Origin of the sequence: Dactylosporangium sp. NPDC049525 (genome assembly GCF_040676755.1) — a bacterium.
Taxonomy (GTDB): Bacteria; Actinomycetota; Actinomycetes; order Mycobacteriales; family Micromonosporaceae; genus Dactylosporangium.
Map to the genome: position 1 here is coordinate 130,675 of NZ_JBFAPO010000025.1, position 14,214 is coordinate 144,888.

Annotated in this window: 10 protein-coding genes and 1 pseudogene; 6 read left to right on the top strand and 5 right to left on the bottom strand. The window is 69.8% G+C overall.

The features are described 5' to 3' along the window. Positions 1 to 276 precede the first annotated feature (276 nt). Entirely contained in the window at positions 277 to 3,546 is a 3,270-nt protein-coding gene (locus AB0K00_RS31225) for a BTAD domain-containing putative transcriptional regulator (RefSeq protein ID WP_363527460.1), read from the top strand. A gap of 65 nt (positions 3,547 to 3,611) precedes the next feature. On the opposite strand, the gene AB0K00_RS31230 is transcribed toward AB0K00_RS31225, so the two are convergent. Together AB0K00_RS31230 and AB0K00_RS31235 are read right to left on the bottom strand one after the other, a co-directional pair. Then, complete coding sequence (locus AB0K00_RS31230; RefSeq protein WP_363527463.1) at positions 3,612 to 3,962, bottom strand: DUF1801 domain-containing protein; 351 nt, start codon at positions 3,960 to 3,962, stop codon at positions 3,612 to 3,614. A gap of 24 nt (positions 3,963 to 3,986) precedes the next feature. Then, complete coding sequence (locus tag AB0K00_RS31235) at positions 3,987 to 5,258, bottom strand: SGNH/GDSL hydrolase family protein (RefSeq protein ID WP_363527466.1); 1,272 nt, start codon at positions 5,256 to 5,258, stop codon at positions 3,987 to 3,989. Positions 5,259 to 5,542: 284 nt separating this feature from the next. Between AB0K00_RS31235 and AB0K00_RS31240 the strand changes: the two are divergent. Beyond that, positions 5,543 to 6,172: pseudogene (locus tag AB0K00_RS31240) on the top strand (IS6 family transposase); the annotation flags it as partial. Between the two features lie 415 nt (positions 6,173 to 6,587). After that, the gene (locus AB0K00_RS31245; RefSeq protein ID WP_363527469.1) at positions 6,588 to 7,832 is read left to right on the top strand and encodes an IS110 family transposase; all 1,245 of its coding nucleotides are present in this window, start codon (positions 6,588 to 6,590) and stop codon (positions 7,830 to 7,832) included. Positions 7,833 to 8,608: 776 nt separating this feature from the next. Here the strand turns inward: AB0K00_RS31245 and AB0K00_RS31250 are convergent. Continuing rightward, positions 8,609 to 8,992, bottom strand: coding sequence for a hypothetical protein (locus tag AB0K00_RS31250; protein ID WP_363527472.1), 384 nt, complete (start codon positions 8,990 to 8,992; stop codon positions 8,609 to 8,611). Between the two features lie 185 nt (positions 8,993 to 9,177). Next, entirely contained in the window at positions 9,178 to 9,339 is a 162-nt protein-coding gene (locus AB0K00_RS31255) for a hypothetical protein (protein ID WP_363527475.1), read from the bottom strand. A gap of 119 nt (positions 9,340 to 9,458) precedes the next feature. Here AB0K00_RS31255 and AB0K00_RS31260 point away from each other — a divergent pair, with 119 nt between their 5' ends. The 3 genes from AB0K00_RS31260 (at position 9,459) to AB0K00_RS31270 (ending at position 13,562) form a co-directional block, all read left to right on the top strand. Next, positions 9,459 to 12,188: a BTAD domain-containing putative transcriptional regulator gene (locus tag AB0K00_RS31260; RefSeq protein ID WP_363527478.1), complete on the top strand. Its 2,730-nt coding sequence runs from the start codon at positions 9,459 to 9,461 to the stop codon at positions 12,186 to 12,188. Positions 12,189 to 12,581: 393 nt separating this feature from the next. Then, positions 12,582 to 13,013 (top strand): hypothetical protein, encoded by a 432-nt coding sequence (locus AB0K00_RS31265; RefSeq protein WP_363527481.1) that lies wholly within the window; start codon positions 12,582 to 12,584, stop codon positions 13,011 to 13,013. Positions 13,014 to 13,046: 33 nt separating this feature from the next. Further along, the gene (locus AB0K00_RS31270) at positions 13,047 to 13,562 is read left to right on the top strand and encodes a DDE-type integrase/transposase/recombinase (protein ID WP_363527484.1); all 516 of its coding nucleotides are present in this window, start codon (positions 13,047 to 13,049) and stop codon (positions 13,560 to 13,562) included. A gap of 63 nt (positions 13,563 to 13,625) precedes the next feature. On the opposite strand, the gene AB0K00_RS31275 is transcribed toward AB0K00_RS31270, so the two are convergent. After that, positions 13,626 to 14,214, bottom strand: a 589-nt coding sequence (locus AB0K00_RS31275; protein WP_363527487.1) for a hypothetical protein, incomplete at its 5' end; no start/stop codon positions are given.

Genomic DNA, 14,214 nt, shown 5'->3' on the forward strand with positions numbered 1-14,214 from the left:
TCACCGTGGCCTGCCGATCAGACAACGCAACTGCACCTGCGGGCGTGACCGGTGAACCAACTGGCCGCGGTCGGCCCGAACCGGCCGTTGCGGGTGCTGCCAATGATGACCGCCAGCCGCAGCGGGCGCTATCTGACATCTCCGTCTCCCTCGGGGCATCTGGTCGACGTGCTTTTGTTCACTGTGCGGCAGGCATTTACGGTCTTCTTACGGTCCTGCCGGCGGTTTCGCCGCCGCTGCCGCGGCCGGCCCCCGCGATTGTCGTGACCAGGTCGTATGGTGGCGGTCATGCGTTTCGGGGTGCTGGGTGCGGTGGCGGCGTGGACCTCTGACGGCCGGCCGGTCACGATCCCCGGCCTGAAGGTCCGCGCCCTGCTGGCCGCGCTGCTGATCAATGAGGGGCGCCCGGCGTCGGCTGATCAGTTGATCGAACGCCTGTGGGGCGACGATCCGCCGGGCAATCCGTCCGGTGCGCTGTCGGTGAAGGTGTCGCAGTTGCGGCGGGCGCTGGAGGACGCCGAGCCCGGCGGCCGGCGGCTGGTCGTGTCGCCACCCCCGGGCTACCGGCTGCATGCCGACGCCGATTCGGTGGACGCACAGCGGTTTCAGGCCCTGACCGCCCGGGCCCGCCAGACAGAGGATCCCCGGTCGAGGGCGGCGCTGCTGTCCGACGCGCTGGCCCTGTGGCGGGGACCGGCCTTCGCCGACTTCAGCGACGAGGATTTCACCCGGGCCACGATCACCCGCTTGGAGGAGCAGCGGCTCACGGCGATCGAGGATCTGGCCGAGGCCCGGCTCGCGCTCGGCGAGCACGCCGCGCTCGCCGGCGAGCTCACCGATCTGCTGGTGCAGTACCCGCTGCGGGAGCGGCCCCGGGCGCTGCACATGCTCGCGCTCTACCGGTCCGGGCGGCAGACCGAGGCGTTGAGCAGCTACGAGGCGATCCGCGTCCACCTGGCCGACGAATTCGGCCTGGATCCGGGCGCCGAGCTGACCGACCTGCATGTGGCGATGCTGAGTCAGGACCCACGACTGAACGCGCCGTCGCCGTCGGAGCTGCTCGCGGCTGCCGACCGGCCCGCGACGAACCTGCCCGCCGCGGTGACCGAGCTGATCGGACGCGACGAGGCGGTCACCGAGATCCGGGCGCTGCTGGAGCAGCGCCGGCTGGTGACGCTCACCGGCAGCGGGGGAGTGGGCAAGACGCGGCTGGCGGTGGAGGCCGCCACGCCACTGATCGAAACGTTCACCGACGGCGTGTGGCTCATCGAGCTGGCCGCGTTCGACCGGCCCGGCACACCAGACGCGATGGACTCCCTCGCCGAGATGGTGATGACGGTGCTGGGCATCCGGGACAGCGCCGCGATGGGCGAACCATGGACGTCGCGCGACCGGCTGGCCGGTGGTCTGCGCACCCGGCACTTGCTGCTGGTGCTGGACAACTGCGAACACGTGATCGAGCAGGTTGCCGAACTCACCAGTTTCCTGCTCCACGCCGTACCCGGGCTGCGTGTCCTGATCACCAGCCGGGAACCGCTCGGCCTGGCCGGCGAGGTGGTCTGGCCCGTGCCGCCGCTGGAGGTGCCAGGACCGGCCGGCAAGATCGACCTGGCAGTGCTGGAGAGGTCAAGCGCGGTGCGGCTGTTCGTGGCCCGGGCAGCCGCGGCGGCGCACACCTTCACGCTGAACGCGGGCAACGCCGACGCCGTCGCGGTGCTGTGTCGGCGGCTGGACGGGATTCCGCTGGCGCTGGAACTGGCCGCCACGCGCGTACGGGCGCTGGGGATGCGCGGCCTGATCGCCGGGCTCGACGACCGCTTCCGCCTGCTGGCAACCGGGCATCGGGGCGCACCGCCACGCCAGCAGACCCTGATGGCGATGATCGACTGGAGTTGGCAGCTGCTGACCGCGGCGGAGCGTGTGGTGCTGCGGCGGCTGGCGGTCCATGCCGACGGCTGCACCCAGGAGGCCGCCGAGGCGGTGTGCGCGGCGAACGGCGTGCGGCCCGGGGAGGTGCTCGACATCCTCGCGCGTCTGGTCGACCGCTCGCTGGTGGTCATGTCCGAACGCGACGACGACGGCCCGCAGTACCGGCTGCTGGAATCGGTGGCCGCCTACTGCGTCGAACGGATGCACGAGGCGGGCGAGCTCCTCGAGGTCCGCCGGCTGCACTATCACTATTACGCCGGCCTGGCCGAGCGGGCCGAGCCGCACCTGTACGGACCCGGGCAACAGCGATGTTTGCAGCGACTCGATGCCGAGGCCGCCAACATGCGCACCGCGCTGGAGAACGCGATGCGGCAGGGTGCGGCCGATCTGGCGCTGCGGCTGGTCAATTCGCTGAGCTGGTACTGGTTCCTGCGTGGCCGGTTGGCCGAGGCCAAACGTTCGTTGCAGGCCGCGCTGAGCGCCTCGGGCGAGGCCTCGCTGGCCGGCCGCGCCAAGGCGACCGGCTGGCATGCCGGCATCTCGTTCCTGCTGGGTGACATCGCCGACTGGCCCGCGCGCCACGAGGCCGCGCTGGGTCTGTATGCGGACGTGGAGGACGCGCGTGCGCAGGCCAGGGCCGAATGGTTCCTGGCGTACGCGGAGATCGATCTCGGCGACGTGGCCGCGACGGGGATCTTGATCAACCGTGTCCTGGACGCGTTTCGCGGCGTCGGCGATGAATGGGGCGTCGCCGCCGCACTCAGCATCCGGGCCAAACACGCATATGTGAAAGGCGATGCCGTCGCGCTCGAGGACGACGCCACGCGCAGCGTGGCGATGTTTCGCCGGCTCGGCGACCGGTGGGGCCTGCTGCAGGCGAACGAATGGCTCGCCGCCCACGCGGACATGACCGGAGACTTCGAGCGGGCGATCGCCGTGCACCGCGACGGGCTGCGCATGGCTGAGGAGCTCGGTCTCTGGCCCGACGTCGCGGGGCGGCTGTCCTGGCTGGGCTGGAGCCTGATGCAGCGCGGCGACTATTCGGCCGCGCGCGAGCACTGTGAGCTGGGGCTGCGGCTCGCGGAGGAGCAGGGTTCCCCGCTTGGGGTCATCTTCGCGCAGATGGGCCTGGCCTTCGCCGCCCGCCGGGACGGCAAGCTCGACATCGCGGAGGAGCACCTCACCAGCCTGCTGGAGGCGGCCGAGAGCCGGGACGTCGAGCGGGGCCAGCCGTTGCACACCCCGAGCGTCCTCGTCGAACTCGGATACCTCGAGGTGCTGCGCGGCAATGCGGAGGCGGCGAGAGCGCGGCACCTGCGGGCGTTTGCCATCGCGCAGCAACTGGGCGCGGTCCGCGACATGGTGCAGGCCGTCGGTGGCCTCGCGGCTGCGTCGGCGCTCGGCGGCTGCCACCAGCAGGCGGCTCAACTGCTCGGAGCGGCGGCAGCCGTACGGGAGTCGCTCCAGACGCCGCTCACGCCGGCCGACAAGAGCGACGTCTGTCGGACGACCGTTGCCACCCGGGCCGCGCTCGGTGACGACATCTTCGACGCCGCCCACGGCCAGGGCCGGAAGCTGCAGCTCGAGGATGCCGTCCAGCAGACCTGCGCCGACTGACGAAAAGGCTGACGAAAGCAGATCCACCCTGCCGGGCGGCCCGGCAGGGTGGATTCGATCGGACGTTATGTCCGGTCGAGCGCCACGGCCTGCTGCAGATAGTCGCGTACCGCAGCCCGGGGTATCGTCTCCAAGCTTTTGATCTTGATGTGCCGGGTGTTCTTGCCGATGCCGTCGAGCAGGCCGTGCTCGTCGGTGAACTCCGCTCCCCGGGCGAAGGCGAGCGTGAGGTGGGTCCTGCTCTGGCTGATGATCGCGAGGATCTGGTTCCCCTTCCACGCGAGCGACCCGCGGCTGATCACCTCGCTGGTGGTCGGTGCGACCTCGGTGACGAGTTCCCGCAGGACAAGCACGATGTCCCGGTGGTTGGGTGAGAGCCGGTTCTGCACGTAATCGGTGACGTCTTGGCCAGTCATCAGAGGTCCCTTTCCGAATGTCGGTTAGAGGGTGGCGAGGTCGATGGCCGCGGCGATCGCCCGCGCCCCGGCGTCGTTGGGGTGCAGCTGGTCGCCGGAGTTGTACTCCGCGCGCAGCGCCTGGGTGGCGGGGTCGGTGAGGACGGCGGCGACGTCCACCACGGCGTCGTACTCGCCGCTGGTCCGGATCCACTGGTTCACGGCGGCGCGGACGTCCTGATTGCGCGGGGTGTCGTAGCCGGCGGCGCCCTTCATCGGTGGGAGCGTAGCGCCGATGATCTTGATGCCGTGGGCGTGCGCGGTCCGGATCAATGCCCGGAAGCCGTTGATGAGCTGCCGGTCGGTGACCACCGCGGAGGCGCCGCAGCCGAAGTCCGGATAGCCGCCACCGCCGATGTCGTTGGTGCCGAGCAACACGATCGCCGTGCGTACGCCGGGCTGGGCGACAACGTCGCGGTGGAAGCGCGTGACCCCCTTTTCGCCATAGCAGGTCGAGTCGCCGAGGAGCTTGTTGCCGTTGATTCCTTCGTTGACCACACCGAATCGCTTGCCGGCGGAGACCAGTCGTTCGGCCAGCTCGTCAGGGTAGCGGTTGTCGGTGTTCGTCGCGGTGCCATAGCCATCGGTGATGGAGTCACCGAACGCCACAACCGTGCCGCGGGCGGTGCGCTGCCCGTCGACGTCGATGCCGGCCAGGTAGTACCGGGAGTTGCTGGTGTCGCCGGCGAAGGCGGTGCCGGACGGGTCGAACCGGTGGTCGCCGGACGCCCGGTACGCGGTGGTCAATCCCAGGTCGTGGAACGTCGCCGGCCCGGTCGGCTTGGTGAAGTACAGCGTGACGCTGAGCGAATCCAGTGCAGAGACCGGCAGGCCGGCCGCGTCCGACGTCAGCTCCCTACCCGGCGCGATCGTGGCCGAGAGCCGCCGGCCGAACGTCAGTGCGTGCAAGGTGCCGGGTTTCAGCTCCGCCCCGGAGCCGGCCTTGGCGATTGTCGCCCCGGCCACGTGCAGCGGTTCGACGCCGAACCGGTTGGACAGCCGGATCCGCACCCGCGAGCCGCCGGTGCTGACCCGGACCACCTGCCGCACCGACTGGTTGGCGAAGCCGTCCAGGAACCAGCCGGGTCCGCTGCCGCCGTCCGACAGGGGGTGGTGCTGGGCGGCCGCCCACGCGCCCTGCCATCCGGCGGCTGCCGGGCGGTGGTCCGGTGTGGCGGCGGACGCGGCCGGTGCGGCCGCGGCGACCAAAGCAATAGCCGCTCCCACGATGGTGGTGCGCTTCCATGGAAAACTCATCGGACGACCTTTCGCGGCAATGTCGGACTGGAACGGGCCGGCCGCCGGACTGGTGCCGGTGGCTGGACAGAACTCTGCGACCTCGCCCTTACGGTTTGTTTACCGTCGTCTGCGCACCGCGGCGCTCCGGCCGGGGCGTACCACGGATGTACCGGATGTGTATCGGCGGCTGGCATCGTGACGCGGGTGCCCGGTCGCGGCGGGGAGTTCCCCGTTCTTCCCGTCGTCAGTGACCCGGGTCCGCTCTGTTGCATTCGTCGTTCGGCAAGATCGAGGCTTGAGCAGTGAAGCTCCCAAGCCGGCGGTCGCCCTCGCCACCGCAGTCCGCCTTCGTCGGGTTCCGGTTCCCGCCGGAGGTGATCGTGGTCGCGGTCCGGCTGTACCTGCGCTACAACCTCTCCTACCGCGACGTCGAGGAACTCCTCATCGAGCGTGGCGTCGAGGTCGACCACGTCACCATCTTCCGGTGGGTACAACGCTTCACCCCGCTACTGGCCGCCGCCGCCAGGTTCTGCCGGCATATACCCGGTGACAGGTGGTTCACCGACGAGACCTATGTCAAGGTCAACGGCGTCTGGCGGTCCGTGTACCGCGCCGTCGACCAGCACGGCCAGGTCATCGACGTACTCGTCTCAGCCCGCCGCGACGCCGCGGCGGCACGCCGGTTCTTCCGCAGGGCGATGGCCACGTTGAAGGTGCGACCCGCCGAGGTGATCACCGACGCTGCACCGGTGTACCCAGCGGTGCTCGATGAGCTGGTCCCATCCGCGTGGCACCGCGTCGAAGGCCACGCCAACAACCGGATAGAGGCCGACCACAGCCAACTCAAGCACCGGCTCAAACCGATGCGCGGGCTGCGCACCGGCCGGACCGCGCAGACGATCATCGCCGGACACGCGTTCATGCAGAACCTAATGGGCATGTAAGGGAGCGCTGAGCCGGCTGTCCGCACTGGACCAGGGGCAATGACCTCTGAGGGTGGAGGGACGCCATCGCGGTGGCCTTTCTTGCAGATCACGGGATGGGTGCGGGTGACGTCTGTGCAGAACTTGAGATTCGATCTCTTGGCGCAGACCGACGCGCCCGGACCCATCCCGTGTGCGTGCCCGGCGTTGTGCTGGTAGGAGTCGTGTTGGTCCGAGCCGACCGCACAGGTTGACCTCTTGACGGACCGAAGTCTGCGAGCTTCGCGCAAGACCGAGGGCTGTGCGGTGAGCTGGGGTCACGAACGGCTGGTGGGATGTCGGGCCCCGGAGCCCTGCCATTAGGGAGCTGCGTGCCTCGCACAGACGCGGACCTGAACAGCACGTCAGAGCGAAGGAGGACTTCATGTCGGGCGTCTTCTGCGGAATTGACTGGGCAGAAGATCATCACGATGTCGCCGTGGTGGATCAGCAGGGCAGCTTGCTGGTCCGGCGACGGATCAACGACGACGCGGCCGGCCTGCGGGAGCTGCTGCAACTGCTGGCCGAACACGGCGACGACGCCGGGCAGCGAGTGCCGGTCGCGCTCGAGACATCACGAGGACTGTTGGTTGCCTGCTTGCGGGCAACCGGTCGGCAGGTGTTCGCGATCAACCCGATGGCCGTGGCACGCTACCGCGACCGGCACACGGTCTCACGCAAGAAGTCCGACCACGGCGACGCGATGGTCCTGGCCAACATCCTGCGCACCGACATGGCCGCGCACCGGCCGTTGCCCGACGATTCCGAACTGGCCCAGGCGATCGCGGTACTGGCCCGCGCCCAGCAGGACGCGGTATGGGACCGCACCCAGGCGCACAACAAGCTTCGTTCCCATCTGCGAGAGTACTTCCCCGCGTTCCTCAACGCCTTCGCCGGAGTCCGCGACGGCATCACCCGCCCCGACGCGCGGGTCCTGCTGGCCGCGGCGCCGACCCCGGCCCGAGCCCGGAAGCTGACCACCCCTCAGATCGCGGCGCTGCTGCGCCGGGCCGGCAGGCAACGCGGCATCAACGCCGAAGCCACCCGCCTGCGCCAAGCCCTGCGCAGCGAACAACTGCGTCAACTCCCCAGCGTCGAAGACGCCATGGGAACCCGGACCCTGGCGCTGCTACGTGCCCTGGACGCCGCCGCCACCAGCGCCGCCGAACTCGCCGACGCCACCGAACAGGCCTTCGAACAGCACCCCGACGCCGAGATCATCACCAGCTTCGCCGGCCTGGCCCAGCTCACCGGCGCCCGGATACTCGCCGAGATCGGCGACGACCGGTCCAGGTTCACCGATCCGCGAGCACTCAAAGCCTATGCCGGCGCCGCCCCGATCACCCGCGCCAGCGGCAAGACCACGGCGGTGCTGCACCGCCGAGTCAAGAATCAACGCCTGGCCACCACCGGCTACCTGTGGGCGTTCGCCGCCCTGAGCGCATCCCGCGGCGCCCGCACGCACTACGACCGCCGCCGCGCCGCCGGCGACCGCCACGCCGCCGCCCAACGCAACCTGTTCAACCGCCTGCTCGGCTGCCTGCACCACTGCCTACAAACCGGCCAACGCTACAACGAAGCCACCGCGTTCCCGACCACCCAAACCGAAGAACAAGGGGCTGCAGCTTGACAGATCAACCGCGTGGGATGTCTGCGCCGCGGACACTACGAACTCGGACACGACGCCCCACGCGGACTCCGCGTGACTGCGGCGTTCACCGAACTCGTCACGGCCATCTGATGACCGGCGGCACTCGCCGCAACGCGCCCTCCGATCGGCAAATGCAACAGCGCCTCTCGTACAACGGTGAACTGATCCGCGTCTTGCATGACGGGGCGCCTGGGAGACCAGTGTGTACACGGATGCGGACTCGGCTGGACGGTGCCGTCGTTGCGATGGCGGTGATCGGCTCGCTCACCCTGCTGCCCGCCGCGCTCGCCGTCCTCGGGTCCGCGGGCGTTGCGGCGCGGCCAGGCGCCCGCCGCGGCCAGCGGGCTGGGCTGGCACCGCTTCGGTGGCCGGGTGATGCGCCGGCCACTGGTATTCGCCACCGCCGGGCTCGCCTGCGTCGCGGTGCTCGGTGCACCGGCGCTCGGACTGCGGATCGGCCTACCCGACGACCGGGTCCTGCCGCCGTCGGCGTCCACCCGCCAACCGGGCCACCAACGCCGGGTCCAGGGGCCTCGGCCGTCGCGGCCTGCCGCCCGTCCACCGGCCCAGCCTGCACCGGCACCGTTGCCGACAACTCATCCACAGCCGCGTCAGCGGTCTCGATCTCGGTAGTCACAGATCCCAAAACGGTATCCCTCTTATTCGAGTTACACCGCTTCAAGACGGTCCCGTCCCTGGCCGGGCCGTAGCACGGGCCCGCCAGCAGGATGCCGACGGGCCCGGCGGGCCGCTGCCTACGCGAAGAGGACCAAGGGACCCGAATTCACCAGAGTGCTCCCGTTGTAGTTGCGGGCTCGCATGCCGGTGGCGTCCCAGTCCAGGGAGTACTCGGGGCCGCACTTGTTGTAGCCCGGGTACTCGTGCCAGGTCGCCGAGGTCCCGTCGCCATAGTAGATCGTCACCGCAGGGTGGTTCCCGGTCGCGGTGTCACAGATCTTGTAGGTCGCCGTGTCGTCGTAGTAGCAGACCCGGGCCCCGGTGGTTGAGGTGACGAACTGCTCCGAGCCATTGCATGTGTGGGCGGCGGCCAAGGCTGGCTGGCCCAACGCTACCAGCCCGCCCATGACGAGCAGTGCAACACCCACGACTCGGGTAAGCCTGCGACGAAGGTTCGGCATGATGTGCTCCCATCCGTCTCGGAGGAAATGATCGAGATGTATATCACTCGATGCGACTGAAGGAACCGTTCACGAATGATTCCGAACGGTTCCGGACGGCCAGGGGCTTCGACGCTTCACTCCCAGTGCCATCCACCGTGGACTATCACCCGGCCCTGCTTTGAGGAACTCTTGCCGTTGAACGCTCAGGCGCGGCTCGTCGCCGGCACGCGGATGGCGAGCACGTCAAGGCGGCTGACCCACCTGGTGACGTGGCGGGCCACGTCCTGGCCGGTCAGGCCGAGATCGGTGAGGACCTCCACCCGGCTGCTGACTGCCGCTGCGGCGACCGTCAATGTGGTGTTCATCGGTGCCTCCCCGTGGCCGGTACCGGTGATGGGACGACCATGCGCGATCATGGATGCGCAAAGGTTGAAGAAACCTTGAATCGGCGGCCCCAGCGCGGAGAAGGACGGTCGAGGCGACGTTGGAGTTCCGACTGCTCGGCACCATCGAGGCCGTCCGCGTTGGCGTGCCCGTCGCGGTCGGCCCCGCCCGGCAGCGGGGCGTGCTGGCGGCGTTGCTGGCCGACGCCGGCCGGGTGGTACGCACGGGCGACCTCGTCGAGCGGGTGTGGGGCGACGCCCGCCCGCGACGGGCGACACCGACCCTCTACAGCTACCTGTCCCGGCTACGAGCCGCCCTCGACGGCGGGCCGGCGCTGATCCGGCGAGCTGGCGGCTACCTGCTGGCGGCCGAGCCAGCCACGGTCGACCTGCACCGCTTCCGCGACCTGTGCACGCGGGCCAGGGCCGCAGGCGACGACCCGGCCGCGGCGGCGCTGTTCGACGAGGCGCTCGGACTGTGGCAGGGCACCGCATTCGCCGACCTCGACACGCCATACTTCAACCTGCTACGGGCGACCGCCGAGCGGGAACGGCTGGCCGCCGAGGCGGACCGCGACGACGTTCGGCTGCGCATCGGCCGTGCGGGCGAGGCGCTGGCCGGGCTGTTCGCCCGAGCCGAGGCGCACCCGCTCGACGAACGCACCTCCGGGCAGCTCATGCTCGCCCTGTACCGCGTCGGCCGCGCTGCCGACGCTCTCGCCCACTACCGGCTGGCCCGGGCGCGGCTGCGCGAAGAACTGGGCAACGACCCGGGCGAGGCACTGCAACGACTGCACAAGCAACTGCTGGCAGGCACGGTTCCCCCGGTTGTCGTGCCGGCCGTTCCGGCGTCGGCCGGCAACCCGCCCCGGCAGCTGCCGGCACCGCCAGCGGTGTTCGTCGGGCGGGCCGGGGAACTGGCTCAGCTGGACCGGATCGCCACCGCGGATGCGATGGGGATCGCAGCCATCGGCGGTATCGGTGGCATCGGCAAGACCTGGCTCGCCCTGCACTGGGCACACCGCAACGCCGAGCGGTTCCCCGAGGGGCAGCTCTACGCCGACCTGCGCGGCTTCGACCCGACCGGTGAGCCGGTCCCGGCGACCGTCGCCCTGCGCGGTTTCCTGGAGGCACTCGGCGTCACACCCGGCGAGATCCCCGACGATCTGGACAACCGGGCGACGCTGTACCGCAGCCTCCTCGCCGGCCGCAGAGTACTCGTGCTGCTCGACAATGCCCGCAGCACCGCCCAGATCGAACCGCTGCTACCCGGCAGCCCGGCCTGCATGGTCCTGGTCACCGGACGCAGGCAGCTAGCCGGGCTGGTCACGACCACGGGCGCCCGGCCCGTGACCCTCGACGCACTGCCCAGCGCCGAGGGGCGGGAGCTTCTGATGCGCCACGTCGGCCGGGGCCGGGCAGCGCGAGAGCCCGAGGCCGCCGACGCGCTCGTCGCCCACTGCGCCGGGCTGCCCCTCGCCACGAGCATCGTCGCGGCCCGGGCCCGCATCCAGTCGGCGCTGCCACTGGCCGCTCTCGCCGAGGAGCTCAGCGACCGGGCGGCGCGGCTTGACGCCCTGGACGCCGACGACCTCGGGGCCGACCTACGGGCCGTCTTCGCCGTTTCCTACCAGGCCCTGGAGCCCGCTCTCGCGCGGATCTTCGGGCTGCTGGGCGACGCGCCCGGGCCGGACATCGGCGTTCCGGCCGCCGCGGCGCTCACCGGGCAGCCAGCCGGATCGGCCAGGGCCGCGCTGCGCCGGCTCACCGCCGCCCATCTCCTCCAGGAGCATGCACCCGGCCGGTACCGCATGCACGACCTCGTGCACCTGTACGCCGCCGAGTGCTGCGCCCACGACCAGCCGGCCGAGGTGATCGCCGCAGCCCGGGAGCGGCTCACCAACTGGTACGCCGACACCGCCGTGGCCGCCGACCGCGCACTGGCACCGCACCGCACTCCGCTCGACGGCGTCGCCGTCACCCGCTCCTTCACCGACTCCGAGGCCATGGACTGGTTCGCCGCCGAGCACAAGTGTCTCGCCGCGGCCCAGCAGACGGCGGCCGAGCACGGTTCGCAGGCCGCGGTGTGGCGCCTCGCCTGGGCCCTCGACACCTTCCACTGGCGCGGCGGCCGGCTCGCCGAGCGGGTCGCGGCGCTGCGAGCCGCGCTCCCGGCCACCACCGGCGACCCGGCCGCGGCGGCGCTGTGCCACCGGCTGCTGGGTCGCGCACACGTCCCGCTCGGCGGGCACGACCTTGCGCTGCACCACCTGGAGCGGGCTGCGGCGGGCTTCGCAGCGGCCGGCGACGCCGACGGCCAGGCCCAGACACACCTCAACCTGGCGCTGGCCTGGGAACGGGTCGGCGACGATCGGCAGGCACTGCACCACGCTCGGGAGAACCTGCGTATCCGCTCCAGACTGGGCAACCCGGCCCGCGAGGCCGAGGCGCTCAACGCGGCCGGCTGGTACCACGCCCGCGTCCAGGAGTTCGAGCCCGCCGAGCGATACTGTCGGCGGGCCCTTTCGCTGAGCCAGGTCCACGGGTTCCGGGAGATCGAGGCGTACACCAGGGACAGCCTCGGGTACATCGCCCACCACGGCTGGCGGCCCGCCGACGCCCTTGAGCACTACCGAGCCGCACTGGACCTGCGCCGGGCGCTCGGCGACACCTACGAGGAGGCCGACACGCTCGTGCACCTCGCCGACGTCCTTCTGACCCTCGGCCGCGACGCCGAGGCGACATCGGCCCGGCGTTCGGCCCTGACGCTCTACGAGAGCCAGGGCCGCACCCGCGAGGCAGCGGCCCTCAAGTCGCCGAGGTTGCGGTAGAGCAGCTCAGCCGCAACCCCCGGAACGGGTCGCGGCCACGGCTTCGCATCAGATCACGGTCTCGAAACTCGGCCATGACCTTGAGGCCAAGAACGAGACCAAGATCGCCATCGCCGTACTGACCAGTGGCAAGTGCCTACGGATGCGCAAGACCCTCGGCTACCTCAGCTGGTCGGCGCCGGCATGCTGACCACAGCCCGGGCGGCGGCCGTCATCTTCGCGATGGCACTGCTGAGTGCCTGCTCGAACCGTGCGCCCGCCACGGCCACGGGCATTGAGTCTTTTCCAACCTGACAGTGCGGGTCACAGCAGGTGCAGCGAACCCCGGATAGCGATGAGCCAAGGCTCCAGGGCGCTCGCCTCTACCTCACCGCCTGTGAGAAGGTGAAGCTAATGATGATCGACTACCTCACCAGCGGCCTGACCGGGTTCAGCCTGGACGAATTCCCTGATGCCCACGATTTCACCGTCGAGCTCACAATGTGGGGGAAAGACCAGGGGGTGGAGTCGCTCAATCTGGCCTACATCGTCGCATCGCCCGCCACCAGAATCCGTTGGGTCTGGTGGAGCGAACCGGTAGACAAGATCCGTGCCTGGACCGTTGCGGATATCCCCCGCGGCACGCTCGAGAAACCGTACTACCAGTCGGACCAGGGATGGAACATCGTGGTCTGGCAGCTGGACGACCAGATCTTCGTCGCAGAGGGCGACGGGGAGCGGGATGCGGACCGGGAGCAGAACACCTACACCAGGTGGTTCAGAGTGTCCCGAGAGTTGTACGACGCAGGCTGGACGGCCGCCCTCGATCGGTTGCGGGTCGGCTGAGGGTGCGCACCCAGGTACGCCAGTCGCAACAGCATGAAGCGGCATCATCGCGTAGTCACCGACGACGATGAGTCGGGAAACACGAGAGGAGCTGACCAAGATCCGCTTCGAAGATCGAGATGCCTGCTGACCGGTACGGATGTATTTCTCGGCAGGAACAAGGTCATCGACGTACTCGTCTCCGCCCACCGAAATGCCGCCGCAGCCCGCCGGTTCTTCCGCCGAGCGTTGGCCACGTTGAAGGTGACGCCGAGCGAGGTTGTCACCGACGCCGCGGCTGTCTATCCAGCGGTGCTCGACGAGCTGGTCCCGTCGGCGTGGCATCACGTCGAGCGCTACGCCAACCATCGGATCGAGACGGATCACAGCCAGCTCAAACACCGGCTCAGACCCATGCGCGGACTCCGCACCGACCGAACAGCCACCGTGATCATCGCTGGACACGCCTTCATGCAGAACGTTCGCCGCGGCCACTACGAACTCGGCCTCGATGCTGCCCGCGGGCTGCGCATCGCGGCGGTGTTCACCGAACTCGCCGCCGCCATCTGAAGCCGGATGCACCAGCTCAACCGCGTCTCCCGACGCAAAATGCAACAGCGCCAGTTCGGTAGCTCAGTTGGTGACGGTGATCGGCCAGATGCACAGGACATACTGCTCGACGCCGTCGAGGGTGCGCCATGCGGCGATGGATGTTTCTGTGTCGGCGGTCTGGGTGTCGCGTTCGACTTCGGTGGCGCGTGTCTGCATGTCGGTGCGTCCGGTGTGACCGAGGCGGATGCCGTAGTCGCCTGGGCCTGGGCCGACGGGGATGTCGAGCATGATGTCCGGGACGCGCCCTTCGACGACATCGACCTGGAGCCGACCGGTGGGCAGGGTGAGGACAGCGTGGGGTTCCCATTGCCATGGCGGTTCGGTGGTGTCGGGTTCGGCGTCGAGCGGTTCGATCCGCAGCAGGGGTCTGCCGTACTGGGTGGCGCAACGGACGAGCATGGCGGGACCTGCGACGCCGAGGAGCCGGCCGCCGCGGCTGCCGGGGTTGCGAGCGGCGATCCATGCCGGCTGCTGCGACTCCGGGGTGTCGGCGGAGACGTCGCGGATGAGGAAGACTCCCTCATCGGTTGGAACGATCGACTCGACAGTGTTCGGCACGTCGTGTCCTTTCTCCCGGGTCGGGGTTTGTTGGGGGGGGGCGAGACGAGCG